The organism is Pseudomonas putida, from assembly GCF_002025705.1.
Lineage (GTDB): Bacteria > Pseudomonadota > Gammaproteobacteria > Pseudomonadales > Pseudomonadaceae > Aquipseudomonas > Aquipseudomonas putida_J.
Map to the genome: position 1 here is coordinate 5,177,408 of NZ_CP018846.1, position 19,501 is coordinate 5,196,908.

Here is a 19,501-nt window from a genome sequence, read left to right on the forward strand (position 1 = left end):
GATCACTTACTCCATTGTGTCCTCGGGTCGAACGCCGCTTTCTCGGAAAGCTGGGTCCATAGTTCACGGGTAGCAGCGTCGGACGCTGGCGGCATGACCACTTTCAGCTGCGCGTAAAGGTTGCCGCGCTCGCCGTTCTTGTTGGCCAGGCCCATACCCGGTACGCGCAGGCGCTGGCCGCTCTGGCTGTCGGGGCGGATGGTCAGGTTGATCTTGCCGGTCAGGGTCGGTACCGCCACCTTGGTGCCCAGGGCAGCCTCCCACGGTGCCAGCGGCACGGTGATGATCAGGTCATGGCCTTCGACATCGAACAGCGGATGCGGTGCCATGCGCACGGTCAGGAACAGGTCGCCGTTGGCGCCGCCACCAACACCGGGCGCGCCCTGGCCCTTGAGGCGGATGCGCTCGCCGTCGGTGACCCCGGCCGGGATCTTCACGTTCAGGGTCTTGGTGGTGAACCCGGTGCGCTGGCCGGCCGCATTGGTTTGCGGCACCTGGAAGCTGATCTGCTTGGATTCCTTGCTCAGGGTTTCTTCCAGGAAGATCGCCAGTTCCAGTTCCACGTCCTGCCCTCGCCTGCCGGCGCTGCGTTGTTGTTGCCGGGCACCGCCACCGAACGGGTTACCGCCGCGGGCACCGAAGATCGAGCTGAAGAAGTCAGAGAAGTCGCCGCCCTCGAAGCCACCGCCAGCTGCACCTGCGCCGCCACGGCTCTGCCAGCCTGGCGGGGCCTGGAACGGCCGGCCATGCTGGCCGCCGTACTTGCGGATCTCGTCGAATTCGGCGCGTTTCTGCGCGTCACCCAGCACCTCGTAGGCCTCGTTGGCCTCCTTGAACTTGTCCTCAGCGTCGCGCTCCTTGCTGACGTCAGGGTGATACTTGCGCGCCAGCTTGCGGTACGCGGCCTTGATCGCCTTTTCGTCCGCCGTGGGCTCTACGCCGAGTATCTTGTAATAGTCTTTGAAGTCCATCGTTGGATCACCAATGTGAATTTGCGTGTTGCATCTGAAGATAGGGGTCAAGCATAGCCTTTCAAGGTTCGCTTGGGGTTGCCTCGAGGCAGACGATCGGTCTTGATTCTGTAGCCAACTGGCATAAACTGCGCGGCCGTTTTGCCTCCGGAAGCTTTTTCCCATGTCTGACGTATCGCCGGCCCGCGCTCTGGGTATCGACTTCGGCACCTCCAACTCCACGGTCGGCTGGCACCGCCCGGGCGTCGAGTCGCTGATTGCCCTGGAAGACGGAAAGATCACCCTGCCGTCGGTGGTGTTCTTCAATATCGAGGAGCGCCGCCCGGTGTATGGCCGCCTGGCGCTGCACGAGTACCTGGAAGGCTACGAAGGCCGGCTGATGCGCTCGCTGAAGAGCCTGCTGGGCTCCAAGCTGATCAAGCATGACACCAGCGTGCTGGGCAGTGCCCTGCCGTTCAAGGACTTGCTTGGCATGTTCATCGGCGAGCTGAAAAAACGCGGCGAAGCGGCCGCCGGTCGTGAATTCGACCAGGTGGTGCTGGGCCGCCCGGTGTTTTTCGTCGACGAAGACCCGGCCGCCGACCAGGAAGCCGAGGACACCCTGGCCGAGGTAGCGCGCAAGATCGGCTTCAAGGACGTGTCATTCCAGTACGAGCCGATTGCCGCGGCGTTCGACTACGAGTCGGGCATCAGCCGTGAAGAGCTGGTGCTCATCGTCGATATCGGCGGTGGTACTTCGGACTTTACCCTGATCCGCCTGTCGCCCGAACGCCACCTGGTGGCCGAGCGCCAGAGCGACATCCTCGCCACCGGCGGCGTGCACATCGGCGGTACCGACTTCGACAAGCAGCTGAGCCTGCAGGGCGTGATGCCCCTGTTCGGCTATGGCAGCCGAATGAAGAGCGGCGCGCTGATGCCCACCAGCTACCACCTGAACCTGGCTACCTGGCACACCATCAACGCCCTGTACTCGCAGAAGTCGCAGCTGGCGCTGGGCAGCATGCGCTACGACATCGAGGACACGCTGGGCATCGATCGCCTGTTCAAACTGATCGAAGAGCGCGCCGGGCACTGGCTGGCGATGGAAGTGGAAGCCAGCAAGATCGAGCTGACCGAGCAAGTCAGCCGTCGCGTCGACCTCAGCCGCGTGGAACGTGAACTGGGTGTGGACCTGACCCGGGAGCTGTTCGAGCAAGCCATCGAAGGCCTGCTGGAGCGGGTGCGCGGCAGTGTGACCGAGTTGCTGGGCAAGGCCGGCGTGAGTGCAGGCCAGGTCGATACGGTGTTCTTCACCGGCGGTTCGAGCGGGATTCCGGCGTTGCGCAACAGCGTGGCGGCAATGCTGCCGAATGCGCGGCATGTGGAAGGCAACATCTTCGGCAGCATTGGTAGCGGGTTGGCTATCGAGGCGCGCAAACGCTACGGCGCGGCCTGAGCCATTTTTGGGGCTGCTGCGCAGCCCTTTCGCGACACAAGGCCGCTCCCACAGGATTACCTACAGCCCAGCAGCCATGGTGATCCTGTGGGAGCGGCCTTGTGTCGCGAAAGGGCCGCAAAGCGGCCCCGGCGATCTGTCAGACCAGCTCAGCCCGTCGCAGCTCACTCTTCAGATAGGCGTAATACACCGGCCCCGCCACCACTCCGGGCAGCCCGAACGCCGCCTCAAACACCAGCATCGCCAGCAACAGCTCCCAGGCCTTGGCGCTGATCTGCCCACCGACGATCTTCGCGTTGAGGAAATACTCGACCTTGTGGATCACGATCAGGTAACCCAGCGCCGCCGCCGCCACCCAGATCGACAATGACAGGCCGACGATGGTGATCAAGGTGTTGGACATCAGGTTACCGATCACCGGCAGCAGCCCAAGCAGGAACGTCAGCACGATCAGCGTCTTGGTCAGCGGCAGGTGCACGCCGAACAACGGCATCACCACCACGAGGAAAATGCCGGTGAACGTCGTGTTCAGCAGTGAAATCTTGATCTGCGCGAAGACGATATTGCGAAACGCCTGCACCAGTAGGTTCAGCCGCTCGAACAGGGCTGCAGCCAGCGGCTTGCGCCGGGAAAGGTCGGGGATGCGCTGCAAGGCGATGATCGCGCCGAGGATCATGCCGATCAGCAGCGTCACGAACATGTGCGCCATGCCCTTGCCTACCAGTTGCAGGTCGCTCAGGTGGCTCTTGATCCAGTCGCCGATGGCTACCTTGAACTCCGCCGCGCTGGCCGGCAGGTAAGCCTCGATGAAGGGTGGCAGCTGGCTGCGAGCGCGCTCGACCAAGCCCATGAACTTGTCCAGCGACGCGCCTGGGTTTTCGGCTTCGTGCAGCAGGAAGCTGAAGGCACCGGCAATCAACAGGGTCAGGACACTGACCACCAGCGTGCCGAGCAGCGCCACCGCCAGCCAGCGCGCACGCTGCCCGGCGATCAGCGGCTGCAGGCGTGGGGTGAGCATGTTGACCAGCTCGAACACCAGCAGGCCGGCGAGCAGGCTGGGCAGCAACTTCAGGGGCAAGGCCAGCAGCAGCCCGGCCATGACGATGATCAAGCTGGCCAGGGTGACCTGACGGGGGGTGAAAGTCATACAGCCTCGACGGCAGACGGCGGGAATGCCCGCAGTCTGCCAGCCTTCAGGGCACAGGCATAGGCGCAGGTCACTTCTTCTTCAGGCAGTCGCTCATGAACGCCTTGCGCTCGTCGCCCTTCAAGGCTTTGGTGCTGGCGTCGGCGTTGCAGGTCTTCATCTTGTCCTGCTGCGACTGCGGCACGTCCTTCTTCAGGCAGGTGCTCATGAACGCCTTGCGCTCATCACCCTTGAGGGCCTTGGTAGTGGCGTCGGCGTTGCAGGTTTTCATCTTTTCCTGTTGCGCCGTGTTGGCGGCAAATCCTTGTGCGCTGAACAATACAGCTAACACCAGCAGTGGCATTTGCAGCATTTTCATGGAGTAGTCTCCTTTCTCCGCGCCCTGTGCACGGGGTCAGGCTGAGTGTAGACAAGAATTCTTACATCCCCTGCCGGGCCTGCCGCCGGTATTGCTCCGGGGTACAGCGGGCCTGGCGCTGGAACATGGCGATGAACGCCGAGGCGCTGCTGTAGCCGAGGTCGAAGGCTATCGCCTGGATCGGCAGGCCGGCTTCCAGAGCCTCGATGGCGCGCAAGAAGCGCAGGCGCAGGCGCCATTCACCAAAGCTGATACCCAGCTCGCGCAGGAACTGACGGGCCAGGGTACGCTCGCTGACATGCACCCGCGCGGCCCAGTCGGCCAGCGGGCGATTGTCGCCAGGGTCGGCCGCCAGGGCATCAAGCACTTGGCGCAGTCCGTCGCTGCGGGCGAAGGGCAGGTAGCAGGTCTGGGTCGGCGCCAGCAGCAACTGGTCGAGCAGCACCTGTACCAGGCGCTGGTCACGTTCGTCCTGGGCCACCCGCAGGTTGCGGCGGGCAAAGTCGCCGAGGATGGCCTTGAGGATGTCGCTGATCACCAGGCTGCACGGTTGCGCCGGCAGCGCCGCGCACAGGCTGCTTTGCAGGTAGACCGAGCGGTAGACGATGGCCTGGGGGTTGTAGCACCCGTGCTCGGTGCCCGGCGGTACCCACACGGCGTAGTGCGGGGGCGACAGGAAGCGCTGGCCGGCTACGTCCAGATGCATCACCCCGTGGGCGGTGTAGTTGAGCTGGCCCCAGGCGTGACGATGGGGCGCACTGTGGGTGTCGGCGCCGAACTCGTCGTGGCGGAAGTACACCGGGGCCGGTAGTTGGGCGAACTGGGGGATGTCGAGGTATTTGCGTTGCATGCTGTCTGCTTCACGGGGCAGGTTGTCTGGATGCAAGTATAGGCTTGCGAACAGACAACCGATAATAGCCCTCCATCGGGGCCTGCTGCGCAGGCCTTTCGCGACGCAAGGCCGCTCCCACATCTGCAATCGATCATCACCTGTGGGAGCGGCCTTGTGTCGCGAAAGGGGCGCACAGCGCCCTCAGTACACTCCGCGGCACTTCAGAGAATCACAGCAACATGAATTACCTGTTCCCCCTCACCGCCATCCTCATCTGGGCCGGCAACACCGTGGTCACCAAGCTGTCCGCCGGTGCCATCCACCCCGCCGAAATCGGCTTCTACCGCTGGCTTCTGGCTGGCGCGCTGTTCACCCCGTTCCTGCTGCCCGCCGTGTGGCGCAACCGTGCGGCCATCCGCCCGCACCTGGGCAAGGTGGCCATCCTCGGCGTGCTGGGCATGGCCGTGTACCAAAGCCTGGCGTACTTTGCCGCCGGCATCACCAGCGCCACCAACATGGGCATCATCCTTTCGCTGATGCCGCTGATGTCGCTGGCCCTGTCCATCGCCTGGCTGGGCCAGCGCTTGAGCTATGGCGCCCTGGCAGGTGCGGTGGTGTCGTTCGTCGGTGTGCTCGAAGTGGTGTCTGCCGGCCAGCCCGGCATCCTGCTGGAACAAGGCCTGAACAGCGGCGACCTGCTGATGCTGGTGGCGACCCTGGCCTACGCGCTGTATAGCTTCCTGTTGAAGAAATGGCAGTTGCGCCTGCCACCGTTGCAGCTGCTGTACCTGCAAGTGCTGGTGGCCATCCTGGTGCTGCTGCCGTTGTTCCTGCTCTCGGAAAAAACCGGCCTGAACGGCCACAACATCGGCCTGGTGCTGTACGCCTGCGTGCTCGCCTCGATGATCGCCCCGTTGGTGTGGATGCAGGCCGTGCATCGCCTGGGGCCAAGCCGTACCACGCTGTTTTTCAACCTGCTACCGGTGGTGACCGCGGTGATCGCCGCCGTGGTGCTCGGCGAGCAGCTGGCCAGCTATCACCTGATCGGTGGTCTGCTGACCTTGGTCGGGGTCATTCTGGCCGAGCGCTGGACCACGCCGGTACGCCGCTAGAGCCCGGCTGCCTTGAGCCGCGCCGCATGTTCGGTGAACAGCCGCAGCGGCTCGGCGCCCTTGCCCACGGCGCCCAGCGACTGGTTGACGATGTCCAAGTGATCAAGCGGGAAGTCATCACCGATCACCTGACCCAGGTGCGAACTGAAACGCCCGACCATGCCATCGCAATGGCCCCTTTCCTTGACGAAACTGCGCGCGAACAGCCGGCAGAAGCGGCTGCTGCCGTCGAACCGATTGCGCCCCTGGTCGGTCAGCCCGGGCTGCAAGGTGCCGGACCAGGAGTAGTAGCGCACGCCGTTCACCTCATACGCCCCCTCCCCGCCCCAGGTCTGCGGTAGCCCCTGTGGATAAGTCTGGTTGAACAAGGCCACGCCGGCGCTGGTCAGGGACTGGTGCGAAGCATGCACATCGACCGGCAGCGGGTCGCGGCGCCAGCCGGTTTCCAGCCATACCAGCAACACCGCCAGGCCATGCAGGATGGCCTTGAGGATGCGCCCCTGGGGTGAATCACCAGGCGCCGTACGCTCAAGGTGATCGGCCAGCTCCGAGCCATGGTTGGGCCCCGCCACCGAAGTCACCGATGCCACCCTGTCGGGCCGCTTGGCCGCCGCATATCGGGCGCTCAGCGCCCCCTGGCTGTGGCCGATGAGGTTGACCTTTGCCGCACCGGTGCGCTGGCAGATGTCTTCGATGATCGCCAGCAACTGTTCACCCCGCACTTCGCTGGAATGCAGCGGCGAGACCTGCACCGGGAACACTTGCGCGCCGCCCTTGCGCAGGGCCCGGACAATGCCGAACCAGTATGGATAGAGCAGCACCCGGACGAACCCAAGCATGCCCGGCACCAGCACCAATGGGTATCGCGTGGCCAACTCCTGCTGCATGGCTTGAGCCCCTTTGCGTGGACGATCGGCCAACACTAGCGCCGCTTCGATGACGATCGCAATCGAACTCCTGACGCGCCGCGCGGTTCCAAACCAGAACAGACCCTTTGCAAGGAGCGGGACCATGTACAAGCAGACCCTGGCAGTCCTTCTGGCGAGCGCGGCCCTGGCCGCCTGCAGCAGCCACCCGGAAAACCCGGTGGACCATGTCACCTACCGCGACGAGCCGCTGGTCAAGCAAGTGGAAAACGGCATGACCATGCAGAAGGTCATCGCCATCGGCGGAAGCCCGTCGAACGTGATCGACTTGCCGCACGGGGGTACCTGCAACGACTACATCCTCAACCGCGACGGCCACCAGCAGCCGTATTACGTGCGTTTCGACGCCACCGGCCATGTCGATGCCAAGGGTTTCAAAACCTGCAAGCAACGAGAAGAGGACAGCAAAGCCGCCCACGGCGCCTGAACCTCCCGCCTACCTTGACCCACCGTCCTGATCTGTTTGGAGACAATCATGAGCAACGTTGAACTGACCGATGTGCAAACCCTGCGCAAGCGTGCCCGCCAGCATGTCGAGCAAGGTGCGGTGACCGAGGGTTACCATGCCGACCGCAAGGAAATCCTGCGGCTGCTCAATGAGTCGCTGGCCACCGAGCTGGTCTGTGTGCTGCGCTACAAGCGCCATTACTTCATGGCCAGCGGGATCAAGGCCAGTGTGGCGGCCAGCGAGTTCCTGGAGCATGCCAACCAGGAAGCCGAGCACGCCGACAAGCTGGCCGAACGCATCGTGCAGTTGGGCGGCGAGCCGGACTTCAACCCGGACAACCTGACCAAGAATTCCCATGCGCAGTATGTAGCCGGCAGCTCGCTGAAGGAGATGGTGCTGGAGGACCTGGTGGCGGAGCGGATTGCCATCGACAGCTATCGCGAGATCATTCAGTACATTGGTGATAAAGACCCGACTACCCGCCGCATCTTTGAAGACATCCTGGCCCAGGAAGAAGAGCACGCGGACGACATGTCCGATCTGCTTCAAGGGTTGTAATTGTTGGGGGCGCTTTGCGCCCCCTGCTATTTCTGCTTTTTCACCGCAGCCGGCGCCTTGCCGGCTTTCATCTGCTCCAGCAGCGGCGTGCACTGATTAGGCTGATCGCCACTGCTTGGCGCCACTAGCGCCAGCAACCCTGCAGCCGGCCCGGCAATCACGCCCAGCGCAACCATCCCCGCGCCGCGCAGCGCCAACGGCACCGCCTGCACCCCGGCACTTGGCTTGGCGAATGGACCACGCACATACAAGGGCGAACGCAGCGAGAACAACCGCAGCCCTTTGGATTCCGGGGTGATCTTCAAATCCAGCTGCTCGCTGGCAAAGTTGGCCGTACCGTTGATGTAGATGATCGCGTTCTCGGTATCGAAGATGAACAACCGTGTGGTCGCCAGGCCGTCCTTGATCCCCACGTCCGCCGCCGCGCAGTTGATCTTCACGTCTTCATCGCCGAACAGCTTGCCAACCACGTAGTTGCCGACGTTGAGCCCGGCAATCTCCATCAGGCTGCGGCTGATGGCGCCGTCATTGATCAGCATGCGCAAATTGCCGTTGGCCGTGCCCAGCAACGCCGCCACCGAGTTGCCACGGCCACTGATGTCGGCATCGCCGTTAAGCTCGCCGAAACTGGTCTGCATCGGCGCAAACCCCGGGAACAGCTGCTTGAGCTTGAAGCCACGCGCAGTCAGCTGGGCGCGACCCTGCAGCGGCACGTTGCGGCCGTCCAGGCGGATGTTGGATGCCAGGCTGCCGCCAGCCACACCAAAGCGCAGCGGCTCCAGGCGCAGCAGGCCGTCTTCGAGGATCACGTGGGCAGACAGGTCGTTGAATGGCAGCTTTTCACTGTGCACGATGCGCTTGCCGGCAAAGCTGACGTCGGCGTCCATGGCGCGCCAGCGTTCGGTGCGGAACTCCTCCACCGGCAGCACTTTGTCGGCCGGCTGCTTGCTGGCACCGCCGCGGGCCTTCTGTTCGGCATTGGAGTCGGCACCGATCAGCGGGGCCAGGTCCTTGAACAGCAGCTGGTTGGACACCAGATTGCCAGACAGCTTGGGCCGTGGCTGGCTGGCGACGAAGGCCAGGTCGCCATGGATGTCGCTGTCGCCGATCTTGCCGTTGAAACCCTGGTAATTGAAGGTCGCGCCTTCGGCTGCATGCAGGTTGGCGCTGAGCCGGCCATCTGTGGAATAGGCCGGGGTGTCGGGCAGCGTCACACCGGTCAGCGGGTAGAGGTTGCCCAGGCTGGCACCAGACAAGCGCAGGCGCAGGTCCAACGCGCCGAGGTTGCGTGGGTCGGTCAGGGTACCGGCGAGCACCACATGGGTATCGGCGATGCGCACATCAGCCTGCAACGGGAATGGCTGGCTGGCGTCCTGCAGCGCCAGCAGGCCGCCGATCTTGCCGGTGCCGGATACCGGCTGGCCTTTGTAGCGGCCTTCGGCCTTGAGCCCGAACGCGTAATCCTGGGCGCCTCCGGCCTTTTCGGCGCTGGCCTTGCCGACGATGTCACTGAAGGGGATCGGTTTTCCGAGCGGGTCGATCTGCACCTTCATGCTGGTTTTCAAGGTCTGGTCGTCGAAGCTGACATTGCCTTGGTCAAAGCCGATGGCACCGATGTCCAGCTGCCACTTGGATGGCTGCTCGTTGTCGTCCTTGGGCCCGAAGTCGAAGTTCCAGTTGGCGCGGCCATCGGCCTGGCGCACAAGGCTGGCAGTGGGCTTGGTCAGGTCGATGCGCGGGATGCTGATTTGCTGGAACAGCAGCGGCAGCGGCGCCAGGCGCAGTTCAACACGCTCCAGGCCAACCATCTGCGGCGTCTTGAGCCAGTCTGGGTTGCCCAGGGTCAGGTCTTCGGCAATCAGGTGCGGCCATGGCACCCAGGCGCGCCAGCCACCTTCCTCCGGCTCGGTACGCCAGTGCACGGCGAGGTTGCCGTTGATCGCGAATGGCCGGTGCAATGCCTCGGAAACTTTCTCGTTGAGCAGCGGCTTGACGCGGTTCCAGTCGAAGGTGGCGATGATCACCACCAGGATCGCCAGCAGGGTCAACAGGGTGGTTAAGGTCCAGATGAGGATTCTGGCGGGACGCGTCATTGCGTGATTCTCCTGACGGCATGGCACAAAGCAGGCGTAACGATGGCACTCAGTATCTCGGACTCATGAAAACCCGCTGGGTTTTATTGGAGACGGTCATGATAGCGAGTTTTTTCGGGTTTCTTGCTCGGCTTCTGCGCTTGGCCGGGGGCTTGCGCCACCTCGCGTCATTAATGGCAAATAGCCTTATCAGCCTCTGAAATAGCCGAGATAGAGCTACCGAGGAACGCTATCAATACTGTCGATTGTTACCATTACCCGTATGAACTTCTCTCTGGCGGCACCGGGCGTAGCATTGGCTTCGTACCCACTTTCCAGCCCCCGAGAGGAGCACCGAACCATGAAACGCACACTGCTGAGCCTGACCCTGTCCATCCTTGCTGCCAACGCCTTTGCCCTGCCAGCTGCCGATCAGCACCTGACCGCCGAATCGCGCTCCAGCGCCGCAGAAATCGCCCAACCGCTGAACACCGTTGCCGAAGGTGGTTCGGATCGTCTGATCGAACGCAGTGGCCGTGTTGCCGAAGGTGGCTCGGACCGCTTGATTGAACGCAGTGGCCGCGTCGCCGAAGGTGGCTCGGACCGTCTGATCGAACGCAGTGGCCGTGTTGCCGAAGGTGGCTCGGATCGTCTGATCGAACGCTCTGGCCGTGTTGCCGAAGGTGGCTCGGATCGTCTGATCGAACGCTCTGGCCGTGTTGCCGAAGGTGGCTCGGATCGTCTGATCGAACGCTCTGGCCGCGTCGCCGAAGGTGGCTCGGATCGCCTGATTGAACGCTCTGGCCGTGTTGCCGAAGGTGGCTCGGATCGCCTGATCGAACGCTCTGGCCGCGTGGCTGAAGGTGGCTCGGATCGTCTGGTTGAAATCAGCCATGTGAGCTGATCGCCATGACCGAAAAGAACAACCTCTGTCACACTGCTTGCTCCCCTCCCAGCCCGGTCCATTGACCGGGCTTTGTTTTTTTATCTAGAGTGCCCAGCCTCACCCTCACAGAAGCCCGCTCCATGCTGCCGCGCGCCGAACAGAAGCTACAGACCCGCCAGGCCCTGCTGGACGCCGCCTGCCAGCTCATGGAGAGCGGCCGTGGCTTTGGCAGCGTCAGCCTGCGCGAAGTGGCCAAGGCCGCAGGCATCGTGCCCACTGGCTTTTATCGGCACTTTTCAGACATGGACGCCCTGGGCCTGGCATTGGTGGCCGAAGTCGACGCCACATTCCGCCAGACCATCCGCCTGGTGCGGCAAAACGAATTCGAACTCGGTGGCATCACCGATGCTTCCGTGCGGATCTTCCTCGACGTGGTCGCCGCCCACCGCGCCCAGTTCCTGTTCCTCGCCCGTGAGCAGTACGGCGGTTCGCACGCCGTGCGCCAGGCCATCGCCCGCCTGCGCCAGGACATCAGCGACGACCTGGCCACGGACCTTGCGCGAATGAAGCGCTGGCAGCATCTGGACAACGCTGCGCTGGCGGTGATGGCCGACCTGGTGGTGAAGACCGTATTCGCCACCCTGCCGGAGCTGATCGACAGCCCCGAGCCGGGTTATCCACAGGTGCTGAGCGCTCGGGAAAAGATCACCCAGCAGTTGCGTTTCATCTTCGTCGGCGCGCGCCACTGGCAAGGGCTGGGCAACCCACAACCCTAGTTCTGCTACCATGGCGCCCTGCCCGAAAGCGACGAGCGCCAACATGCCCAACCCCCGCCCCACCCTGCCCGAACTGGCCCGCTTCAACCAGCACTTCGCCGAACGCATCGTGCCGCTGTGGCAAGGTCCGGGCTGGAACGCCGATATGGCCCTGCCCTACGAGGCGCTGGACGCCCAGCACCGTCCGTTGCCGGTGCAGCGCTACCGGGCCATGGCCTGTGCTCGTCAGCTTTACCTGTTCAGCTGCCGCATCGAACAACCGGGCGCGGCCGAGCGGGCGGCGGCGCTGTTCCGCTCGTTGCAGAAGCACTTCCACGATGCCGAGCATGGCGGCTGGTTCTACAGCATCGATGCCGAGGGCAAGCCGCTGGACCGGCGCAAGGACCTCTACACCCACGCCTTCATCGTCTTTGCCTGCGCGCACTACTGGGGCAAGGTCGGCGAAGGCTTGGTGGAGGCCACCCTCAATGCCGCACTGGAAGTGGTAGACGAACAGTTCGCCCGGGATGATGGCTTGTATGAAGCCAGCCTCGGCGAAGACTGGGCCGACCTCGGCAGTGGCCCGCTGCAGAACCCGCAAATGCACCTGGCCGAGGCCTTCCTGCAGGTGCTGGCAGTACGCGAGGACGAGCACGTGCAGCAATCGCTGCTCAAGCTTTGCGAATCGTTGCAGGCGCACTTCATCGAACCGCAGCATGGGCTGATGCTGGAAAAGCCACGGGGCGCTGTGGATAACTGGTTTGAACCAGGGCACCAGTTCGAATGGTTCTACCTGCTGGAGACCTCGCCGCTGCTGCGGGGGATACCGCTGCATGCATCCATTGACCAGGCCTTCGGCTATGCCGAGCTATGCGGGGTGAACAATGCGGCAGTGTTGGCCACGCTCGATGTGGAAGGCAACGTGCTCGATGCGACTCAGCGGATCTGGGCACAGGCAGAATATCTGCGTGCGCTGGCGCTGCGCCCTGGCAATGAGGCGAAGCTGCTGGTGCAGTTGAAGGCGATGGAACAGCAGTTCCTGCATGCAGGTGGCTGGTATGAGTGCCGGGATGGTGAAGGGGCGGTGAGCCGGCACGATATGCCTTCGACGACCCCCTATCACTTGGCAACCTGCCTGGAAGGCTTGCAGCGCCTGGCTTGAGGCATTCCCTGTAGGAGCGGCCTTGCCGGCGCCCCGGCAAGGCCGCCCCTACAATGCTCAGCCCTTGGCCGAACGGTCGATCGAGAACCCTGCCCAGTCCTGGCTCACTGGCATCAACTCAAGGCTGTTGATGTTGATGTGGGCCGGCTGATTGAGGATCCAGAAGATGGTCTCGGCGATGTCTTGCGGCTGGATCGGCTCGGCGCCAGCGTAGGTGGCATCGTACTTGGCCTGGTCACCGCCGAAGCGCACCAGCGAGAACTCGCTCTCGCACAGCCCCGGCTCGATGTTGCTCACCCGCACCCCGGTGCCGCGCAGGTCGCAGCGCAAGCTCAGCGAGAACTGGCCGACAAACGCCTTGGTCCCGCCATACACGTTGCTACCCGGGTACGGATAATTGCCCGCCACCGAACCAACGTTGAGGATCGAGGCGCCACGGCCGTGGGCGATCAGGCGCGGCAGCAGCAAGCGAGTGGTGTACATCAGCCCCTTGATGTTGGTGTCGACCATGGTTTCCCAGTCGTCCAGGCTGCAGTTCTGCGCCGCATCCACACCCAGCGCCAAGCCGGCATTGTTGACCAGGCCACGAATTTTTTCGAAGCCTGCCGGCAGGTTGGCGATGGCCTGCTCCATGGCCTTGCGGTCACGCACGTCGAGTACCAGGCCGTGTACTTCGGTCTTGGCCGACAGTTCGGCGCACAGGGCATCCAGGCGGTCCTTGCGACGACCGGTGAGCACCAGTTTCCAGCCAGCTTCGGCGAAGCGCCGGGCAGTGGCCTCGCCAAAACCGGAAGTCGCGCCAGTGATGAATACGGTGGACGTCATGCTCTGTTCCTCGCGGTAGGTTGTCATCGGCAGGTTTGCAGCATGCCCGCGCCGGGCGCCGGCAGCAAGCCGTTCAGGTCGCTGTTCATTTTTTGTTCATATGCGCCAAACCCTTGCGGCAGAGGGCTCGGCGCCATCTATGCGCATGTTATCCACAAGGCTTTCCCCACAGATTGGGGGCAACTTGTCCACTGCGCGGAACCCTTTCAGCGAGTTGCGGTCGGTGGATATCTTCGCGGTGATGGCGCAACGCTTTCAAGCATGCTGGCTACAGCGGTCTGTCCAAGGCTTTCCCACAGATTTATCCACAGGTATTGATGCACTTTCGGCGAGGCGTGGCCTGCGCAGAAAATGCCTGTGGAATCATCCACAAAGGGCAACTGATCAAATTATGACCAGACCCTTGCAGGCCTTGGAAATAAAGGGATGGAGCGAGGTGCCACCATGTTTTCCACAGGCGGTTCCACATTAATGGTGGAAAAGATTCAGCCTGTGGAAACAAGGGCTTGCGAGGGGATCGTAGAGTGGCTCGAGAAAGATACGCGACAAGTTGTCCACATCGTGAACGGGGTAGCTTTGCAGCCCTTTCCGACTGCTCCGGCGCCCCGGCAAGGCCGCCCCTACAGGGGATCGCGCAATTCTGTAGGAGCGGCCTTGTGCCGCGAGGCCGCAAAGCGGCCCCAGAATCGACTCAGTGCCCGCCCAAGTACGCGTTCCTCACCTCTTCGTTGACCAACAACTCCTGCCCCGTCCCGCTCATGCGGATCTGCCCGTTGACCATCACATACGCCCGGTCCGACAACTTCAGTGCATGGTTGGCATTTTGCTCCACCAGGAAGATGGTCATGCCGGTCTTGGCCAGTTCACGCAGGGTCGCAAAGATCTGCTTGACCACGATCGGCGCCAGCCCCAGCGATGGCTCGTCCAGCAGCAACAACTTCGGCCGGCTCATCAGCGCACGGGCAATGGCCAGCATCTGCTGCTCGCCACCGGACATGGTCATGGCCCGCTGGTTGCGGCGCTCCTTCAAACGCGGGAACAGTTCGAACATGCGCTGCATGTCTTCAGCGGCGTATTTGTCGCCGATGGGGATAGTCCCCATCATCAGGTTCTCCTCGACGGTCATGTCGGGGAACACCCGGCGCCCTTCCGGCGACTGGGCGATGCCGTTGGAGGCGATGTAGTGCGACGATTTGCGGGTGATGTCGGTGCCACGGTAGACGATATGCCCCGACGCCGCCCGCGGCTGGCCGAAGATCGACATCAGCAGGGTCGACTTGCCGGCGCCGTTGGCACCGATCAGGCTCACCGTCTCACCCTCGTTGATGTGCATCGAAACCTTTTTCAGCGCCTGGATCGGCCCGTAGAACACATCCAGGTCCTTCAGTTCGAGAATGGGTGCACTCATACCAGTTCCTCTTCGTCGGCACCCAGGTAGGCGGCGATCACCGTCGGGTTGTGGCGGATTTCCTGCGGCGCGCCTTCGGCGATCACGTTGCCGTGGTCAAGCACGACAATGTGGTCGGAAATGCTCATGACCATGCCCATGTCGTGTTCGATCAGCACCACGGTGATGTCGTGCTCGTCGCGCAGCACGCGGATCATGCCGCTCAGGGCTTCGGTTTCCTGCGGGTTGAGGCCGGCAGCCGGTTCGTCCAGGCAGATGATCTTCGGCCGGGTGCACATGGCCCGGGCGATTTCCAGGCGGCGCTGCTGGCCATACGACAGCTCACCGGCCAGGCGGTTGGCGCAGTCGACCAGGTCGACCACCTCCAGCCAGTAGAACGCGTGGTCCAGGGCATCGCTCTCGGCCTTGCGGTAGGCCTTGGTGTTGAGCACCCCGGCCAGCAGGTTGCGGTTGACCCACATGTGCTGAGCCACCAGCAGGTTTTCCACCACCGACATTTCCTTGAACAGGCGAATGTTCTGGAAGGTTCGCGCCAGGCCTGCGCGGTTGACCAGGTGGGTGCCGCCGAACATCTTGTAGTACAGGCGGTTGGCAAAGCGCGCCGGGGACACGAAATCCGTCGCCTGGAAGCGCTCGCCGAGCAGCTGGATGACATTGGTGTGGCTGCCGCGCACGTTCAGCTCGATGCGCCCGCCGCTGGCCTTGTAGAAGCCGGTCAGGCAGTTGAACACGGTGGTCTTGCCGGCACCGTTGGGACCGATCAGGGCGAAGATCTGGTTGCGTTTGACCTTCAGGCTGACGTCGCTGAGCGCCTTGATGCCGCCGAACTGCATCATCAGGTTGTCGACCGAGAGAATGATTTCGTCGCTCATGGCGCCACTCCTTTACGCGGGGTCACACCGGTACGGCTGATGCGGATCAGCCCACGCGGTCGCCAGATCATCATCAGCACCATCAGCACGCCGAACAGCAGCACGCGGTACTCCGAGAAGCTGCGCAGCAGCTCCGGCGCCACGGTCAGCACGAACGCCGCGATCACCACGCCGACGGTCGAGCCCATGCCGCCGAGCACGACGATGGCGAGGATCAGCGCAGACTCGAAGAAGGTGAACGACGACGGGTTGACGAAGCCCTGGTAGGTGGCGAAGAACACCCCTGCCAGGCCCGCGGTGGAAGCACCCAGGGTGAAGGCCGAGAGTTTGACCAGCACGTGGTTCAGGCCCATCGAGCGGCAGGCGATCTCGTCTTCGCGCAGTGCTTCCCAGGCCCGGCCTACAGGCATGCGGGTGAGCCGGTGCTTGATGTACAGCACCGCCAGCACGACCATGAACAGCACGGCGTAGATGAACACGAACTTGAGGTTGGCGTTGTAGTCGATGCCGAGGAACTCGTGGATCGGCACCCCGCCGTCCTTGGCCCTGCGGCCGAACTCCAGGCCAAAGAAGGTCGGCGACGGCGCCGGCATGCCGTTCGGGCCGCCGGTGAAGGACAGCCAGTTGTTCAGCACCAGGCGGATGATTTCGCCGAAGCCCAGGGTCACGATCGCCAGGTAGTCACCGTGCATCCGCAACACCGGGAAGCCGAGTATGCACCCCGCCAGCGCGGCGGCAATGGCCGCCAGCGGCAGCACGCTCCAGAAGCCCAGGCCGAGGTACTGGTAACCCAGTGCCAGGCCGTAGGCACCGATGGCGTAGAACGCCACGTAACCCAGGTCGAGCAGCCCGGCCAGGCCGACCACGATGTTCAGGCCCAGGCCCAGCAGCACGTAAATCAAGCCGAGGATGACCACGGTCAGCAGGTACTTGTTGGCGAACACCGGGAACACGATGGCGATCACGATCAGCGCCGGAATGATGTAGCGCAGCCGCGACTTGTAGTTCGGGGCATTGACGTGCACCCCCGAACCGCCGCTGTCGAAGCCTTCGAGCATGCGCCGCCCGGGGCCGGTCTGCACGTACAGGCTGAGCAGGAAGCGCCCGAGCATCACCCCGCCGACCAGCCACGCCACCCGGCGCGGTTCGGCGTTGAAGGTGTAGCCGTCGAGCACCACGCCGACGATCGGGCCAAAGACGATGAGCGCCAGCAGGCCGGCGACGATGGTCTCGAGCAGGCTGCGTTTGATATCGAAACCTTTGGTTTCAGAGGCAGAGGCAATTTTGGCAATCGACATGTTCACACCTTAGCCACGAGCGGGCGACCCAGCAGGCCTTGTGGGCGGAAGATAAGGATCATCACCAGCAGCGAGAAGCTGAACACGTCCTTGTAGTCGGAGTTGATCAGGCCAGAGAACAGCGACTCGGAAATACCCAGGATGATCCCGCCGAGCATGGCCCCGGGCAGCGAGCCGATGCCGCCCAGTACCGCGGCAGTGAACGCCTTGATACCGATGATGAAGCCGGCGTAGAAGTCGAAAGTGCCGTAGTTCAGGGTGATCAGCACGCCGGCCAGGGCGGCCATCACCGCACCGATGACGAACACGTAGGAAATCACCCGGTCGGTGTTGATCCCGAGGATCGAGGCCATCTTGCGGTCTTGCTGAGTGGCGCGGCACATGCGGCCGAGCTTGGTGTACTTGATCACGTAGGTGAGCAGGCCCATGCCGACGAACGCCGCCACCAGGATGAAGATCTTGGTGTAGGTCAGTTGCACGAAGCCGGTGCCGACTTCGATGCGCATGGCGCCTTCGAGCAGGGTTGGCACGCCTTGCTGGCGGGCGCCCTGGCTGATCTGTGCGTAGTTCTGCAAGATCAGCGAAATGCCGATGGCACTGATCAGCGGTGCCAGGCGGGTGGAGTTACGCAGGGGTTTGTAGGCGATGCGCTCGATGGTGAAGCCATACACACCCGTGACGACGATGGTGAACAACAGCGTGCCCAGCATCAGCAGGGGGAACGACTCGATACCGAAGTAAGCCAGCAATGCCAGGCTGATCGCCGCGAGGTAAGCGGAGATCATGTACACCTCGCCGTGCGCGAAGTTGATCATGCCGATGATGCCATAGACCATTGTGTAGCCGATGGCGATCAGGCCATAGACCGACCCGAGGGTCAGGCCGTTGACCAGTTGCTGCAGGAAAATACCATCCATAACGCAATCTCACCTGAGCGAGACTGCACGAGCGCTGACTACGACAAGCCACGGATGAAGCGGCCCTAGCAATGCAGAACCGTGCACGTCTCCGAATAAGGACAGGTACCGCAGGGGCAATGGCCCGGACGGGCGTCCGGGCCAGGTGCCGTTATTATTTTTGTTTTTCCAGCTGGTGGTACTTGCCGTCCTTGTCCCACTGGTAGACCACGTAGTCGGAGACTTTCAGGTCGCCCTTGCTGTCCCACTCCTTCTTGCCCATGACGGTTTCGACCGGGTTGGCCTTGAGCCACTTGGCGGCGTCTTCGCCCTTGTTCGACTTGGCGCCGTTGAAGCCGGCGGCCAGGGCCTGAACCGAGGCGTAGGCATACAGGGTGTAGCCTTCCGGCTCGGTACCAGCCTTGCGGAACTCCTCGACCACTGCCTTGCTTTCCGGCAGCAGGCGCGGGTCGGCGCCGAAGGTCATGTACACGCCATCGACGTACTGCGCGCCGCCGGCGGTGGACACCAGTTCGTCGGTGACGATGCCGTCATCGGACATGAACTTGACGTCCTTCAGGCCCTGCTCGCGAAGCTGGCGCACCAGCGGGCCGGCTTCTGGGTGCAAGCCACCGAAGTAGACCACGTCAGCTCCAGCGGCACGGATCTTGGTAACCACGGCGCTGAAGTCCTTCTCGCCACGGGTCAGGCCTTCGTACAGCACCGGCTTGACGCCACGCTTCTCCAGCTGCGCCTTGGTGGCATCGGCCAGGCCTTGGCCGTAGGTGTCCTTGTCGTGCAGCACCGCGACCTTCTTGCCCTTGAGCACGTCGACGATGTAGTTGCCGGCAACGATGCCTTGCTGGTCGTCACGGCCGCACATGCGGAACATGGCGGAAAGGCCACGCTCGGTGACCTGCGGGTTGGTAGAGCCCGGGGTAATGGCGATCACACCGGCTTCGTCATAGACCTCGGAAGCGGGGATGGTGTTGGAGGAGCAGAAGTGACCGACCACGCCGATCACCTTGTCCTGGTCTACCAGGCGGTTGGCCACGGCCACGGCCTGTTTCGGCTCGCAGGCATCGTCGCCTTTCACCAGGACGATCTTCTCGCCATTCACGCCACCGGCGGCGTTGATCTTGTCGGCCGCTGCCTGCGCACCTTTCATGTACTGCTCGCCAAACGCTGCGTTAGCCCCGGTCATGGGGCCCGCGACGCCGATCTTGACGTCGGCCTGAACATACGAAGAAACACCCAGTGCCGTAGCTACGGCCAGAGCCAGGAAACCTTTCTTGTAAAACGTCTGCGACATGAGGTGGTGCTCCTAGAGTTTTTTTTGGTTGGCACTACAACTTCTCAGCCCTGTGCTCAGAGCAAGGGCCGTGCCATCGGTTTTGTCTTCCGGGAAAACACACTGTGAAGGTCGCCACCAGGCGACCGACGGCCTTTTCTTTATTGAGCGTGCAACCGTCTGCCACGCGGCAGGCGCCACCACACGTACAGACAAGGAGCAACCGTCGAGTGCCATCATTGCAACCCT

General features: G+C 63.0%; 19 protein-coding genes. 7 read left to right on the top strand and 12 right to left on the bottom strand.

All coding sequences use genetic code 11. From position 1 onward, the window contains the following. Positions 1–2: 2 nt before the first annotated feature. Positions 3–971, bottom strand: coding sequence for a curved DNA-binding protein (gene cbpA, locus BUQ73_RS23515; RefSeq protein WP_079229886.1), 969 nt, complete (start codon positions 969–971; stop codon positions 3–5). A 163-nt stretch (positions 972–1,134) separates the two neighbouring features. Between cbpA and BUQ73_RS23520 the strand changes: the two genes are divergently transcribed. Then, positions 1,135–2,406: an Hsp70 family protein gene (locus tag BUQ73_RS23520; protein ID WP_079229887.1), complete on the top strand. Its 1,272-nt coding sequence runs from the start codon at positions 1,135–1,137 to the stop codon at positions 2,404–2,406. Positions 2,407–2,545: 139 nt separating this feature from the next. Here the strand turns inward: BUQ73_RS23520 and BUQ73_RS23525 are convergent, their stop codons facing one another. From BUQ73_RS23525 to BUQ73_RS23535, 3 genes are all read right to left on the bottom strand, one after another. After that, positions 2,546–3,553 carry an AI-2E family transporter gene (locus BUQ73_RS23525; RefSeq protein WP_079229888.1) on the bottom strand — a complete coding sequence of 336 codons (1,008 nt, stop codon included), beginning with the start codon at positions 3,551–3,553 and terminating at the stop codon, positions 2,546–2,548. A 70-nt stretch (positions 3,554–3,623) separates the two neighbouring features. Beyond that, positions 3,624–3,911, bottom strand: a complete 288-nt coding sequence (locus tag BUQ73_RS23530) for a PsiF family protein (RefSeq protein ID WP_027920780.1) — start codon at positions 3,909–3,911, stop codon at positions 3,624–3,626. A gap of 61 nt (positions 3,912–3,972) precedes the next feature. Continuing rightward, a complete protein-coding gene (locus BUQ73_RS23535; RefSeq protein WP_079230613.1) occupies positions 3,973–4,761 on the bottom strand; it encodes an AraC family transcriptional regulator in 789 nt (262 codons plus the stop codon). A 221-nt stretch (positions 4,762–4,982) separates the two neighbouring features. Between BUQ73_RS23535 and BUQ73_RS23540 the strand changes: the two genes are divergently transcribed. Then, positions 4,983–5,855, top strand: coding sequence for a DMT family transporter (locus tag BUQ73_RS23540; RefSeq protein ID WP_079229889.1), 873 nt, complete (start codon positions 4,983–4,985; stop codon positions 5,853–5,855). Here BUQ73_RS23540 and BUQ73_RS23545 read toward each other — a convergent pair. Continuing rightward, entirely contained in the window at positions 5,852–6,742 is an 891-nt protein-coding gene (locus BUQ73_RS23545) for an esterase/lipase family protein (protein ID WP_079229890.1), read from the bottom strand. The genes BUQ73_RS23540 and BUQ73_RS23545 overlap by 4 nt on opposite strands. A 124-nt stretch (positions 6,743–6,866) precedes the next feature. Between BUQ73_RS23545 and osmE the strand changes: the two genes are divergently transcribed. Both osmE and BUQ73_RS23555 read left to right on the top strand, forming a co-directional pair. Further along, a complete protein-coding gene (gene osmE / locus BUQ73_RS23550) occupies positions 6,867–7,208 on the top strand; it encodes an osmotically-inducible lipoprotein OsmE (protein WP_027920776.1) in 342 nt (113 codons plus the stop codon). Positions 7,209–7,256: 48 nt separating this feature from the next. Then, positions 7,257–7,787, top strand: coding sequence for a ferritin-like domain-containing protein (locus BUQ73_RS23555; protein ID WP_079229891.1), 531 nt, complete (start codon positions 7,257–7,259; stop codon positions 7,785–7,787). Positions 7,788–7,813: 26 nt separating this feature from the next. Here BUQ73_RS23555 and BUQ73_RS23560 read toward each other — a convergent pair whose 3' ends face one another. After that, positions 7,814–9,880 carry an AsmA family protein gene (locus BUQ73_RS23560; protein ID WP_079229892.1) on the bottom strand — a complete coding sequence of 689 codons (2,067 nt, stop codon included), beginning with the start codon at positions 9,878–9,880 and terminating at the stop codon, positions 7,814–7,816. A gap of 340 nt (positions 9,881–10,220) precedes the next feature. Between BUQ73_RS23560 and BUQ73_RS23570 the strand changes: the two genes are divergently transcribed. The 3 genes from BUQ73_RS23570 to BUQ73_RS23580 all read left to right on the top strand — a co-directional run bounded on the left by BUQ73_RS23570 (position 10,221) and on the right by BUQ73_RS23580 (position 12,662). Continuing rightward, on the top strand, positions 10,221–10,763 hold the full coding sequence (locus BUQ73_RS23570) for a phage infection protein (protein ID WP_079229894.1): 543 nt from the start codon (positions 10,221–10,223) through the stop codon (positions 10,761–10,763). Between the two features lie 122 nt (positions 10,764–10,885). Then, the gene (locus BUQ73_RS23575) at positions 10,886–11,521 is read left to right on the top strand and encodes a TetR family transcriptional regulator (protein WP_079229895.1); all 636 of its coding nucleotides are present in this window, start codon (positions 10,886–10,888) and stop codon (positions 11,519–11,521) included. 43 nt (positions 11,522–11,564) lie between these two features. Continuing rightward, the gene (locus BUQ73_RS23580; protein WP_079229896.1) at positions 11,565–12,662 is read left to right on the top strand and encodes an AGE family epimerase/isomerase; all 1,098 of its coding nucleotides are present in this window, start codon (positions 11,565–11,567) and stop codon (positions 12,660–12,662) included. A 57-nt stretch (positions 12,663–12,719) separates the two neighbouring features. Here the strand turns inward: BUQ73_RS23580 and BUQ73_RS23585 are convergent, their stop codons facing one another. The 6 genes from BUQ73_RS23585 to BUQ73_RS23610 all read right to left on the bottom strand — a co-directional run bounded on the left by BUQ73_RS23585 (position 12,720) and on the right by BUQ73_RS23610 (position 19,273). Then, the gene (locus BUQ73_RS23585; RefSeq protein WP_079229897.1) at positions 12,720–13,487 is read right to left on the bottom strand and encodes an SDR family oxidoreductase; all 768 of its coding nucleotides are present in this window, start codon (positions 13,485–13,487) and stop codon (positions 12,720–12,722) included. Between the two features lie 691 nt (positions 13,488–14,178). Next, positions 14,179–14,895 (bottom strand): ABC transporter ATP-binding protein, encoded by a 717-nt coding sequence (locus BUQ73_RS23590; RefSeq protein ID WP_079229898.1) that lies wholly within the window; start codon positions 14,893–14,895, stop codon positions 14,179–14,181. After that, positions 14,892–15,767, bottom strand: a complete 876-nt coding sequence (locus BUQ73_RS23595; RefSeq protein ID WP_027920768.1) for an ATP-binding cassette domain-containing protein — start codon at positions 15,765–15,767, stop codon at positions 14,892–14,894. The genes BUQ73_RS23590 and BUQ73_RS23595 overlap by 4 nt, the downstream gene beginning before the upstream one ends. After that, positions 15,764–17,065 carry a high-affinity branched-chain amino acid ABC transporter permease LivM gene (gene livM, locus BUQ73_RS23600; protein ID WP_079229899.1) on the bottom strand — a complete coding sequence of 434 codons (1,302 nt, stop codon included), beginning with the start codon at positions 17,063–17,065 and terminating at the stop codon, positions 15,764–15,766. Before livM ends, BUQ73_RS23595 begins: the two co-directional genes overlap by 4 nt. 2 nt (positions 17,066–17,067) lie before the next feature. Next, positions 17,068–17,982, bottom strand: coding sequence for an ABC transporter permease subunit (locus BUQ73_RS23605; protein ID WP_054887845.1), 915 nt, complete (start codon positions 17,980–17,982; stop codon positions 17,068–17,070). A 154-nt stretch (positions 17,983–18,136) separates the two neighbouring features. Further along, entirely contained in the window at positions 18,137–19,273 is a 1,137-nt protein-coding gene (locus tag BUQ73_RS23610) for an ABC transporter substrate-binding protein (protein ID WP_079229900.1), read from the bottom strand. Between the last annotated feature and the right edge of the window lie 228 nt (positions 19,274–19,501).